The organism is Streptomyces sparsus, assembly GCF_054776295.1.
Genome location: NZ_BAAHCA010001356.1, coordinates 1 through 963, shown reverse-complemented (window position 1 = coordinate 963; position 963 = coordinate 1). Strand labels below are relative to the sequence as shown.

Below are 963 nucleotides of genomic sequence, written 5' to 3'. Positions count from 1 at the left end.
CGGGAGCGGCGCCCCCGCGGTGAGCGCGCGCAGTTCCGGTGGGTCGCCGTGGGCGGCGCGGCGTTCGGTGAGCACCCGGGCGACCGCCGCCCACAGCTCCGTCTCCCGGTCCGGGTGCAGGTCGGCGAGCGCGGACAGCATCTCCGACAGGTGGTTGACCAGCAGGCAGTACACGACCCGGTCCCAGCCCCGGGCCCGGCTGTACGTCAGCGGGCGGGCGACGGTGGCGGGCAGCCGGGTCAGTGCGGCGGTGTGCCGGCCGGCCAGCAGCTTGGTGCCCTCCAGGTCGCGGAAGAGGACCTGCCGCGGGTGCCCGTCGGGACCGACACCCACGACGACGTTCTGCAGGTGCGGTTCCAGTACCACGCCGTGGTCGAAGAAGGCCGCCAGCACCGGTGACACGAGCAGCCGCAGGTAGGTCTCCCACCAGCGGAGGGCCTCCCGCGGTCCGGCGCCCGCCAGCAGCCGGCCGAGGTGCGCGTCGCCGCCGGGGTGCTCGTCGGCGACCGCCGCCGCCAGCAGCCCGGTGGTCCCGGGGGTCAGCCGGGCGGACAGGCCCTCGCGCACGATGACGCCGAGGCCCTCGGTGAGGTCGCGGCTGCCGACGTCGAGCGTGCGGTAGCCCGGCTCGCGCAGCAGGTCGCAGCCGGGGAACCGGACGGCCAGCTCACGGGCGACCGGTTCCAGCAGCCGGGTCAGGGCGACGGCGCCGGCCAGTTCGTAGTCGGCGTTCTTGCGGAGGCAGTTGGTGATGCGGACGTTGAGGCTGAACTTCAGGAAGTCCCGCCCGTCGTACAGGGTGCGGACCGACGCGGTGGGGGCGAAGGGCACGTCGCCCGGGCCCAGATCGAGCAGGTCGCGGCGCAACCGGGCGGCGTGCAGCGCGGCGTGGTCGCGCAGCATCGCGTACTGCCACGGGTGGGCGGGGAGCAGCCGGTAGCCGGCCGGGGCGGTGCCCTGCCG

The 963-nt window shown here is 75.7% G+C and carries 1 protein-coding gene; it reads right to left on the bottom strand.

All coding sequences use genetic code 11. The features are described 5' to 3' along the window. A partial coding sequence (locus ACYVE9_RS28395; RefSeq protein WP_461030756.1) for an IucA/IucC family protein occupies positions 1–963 on the bottom strand: 963 nt, incomplete at both ends.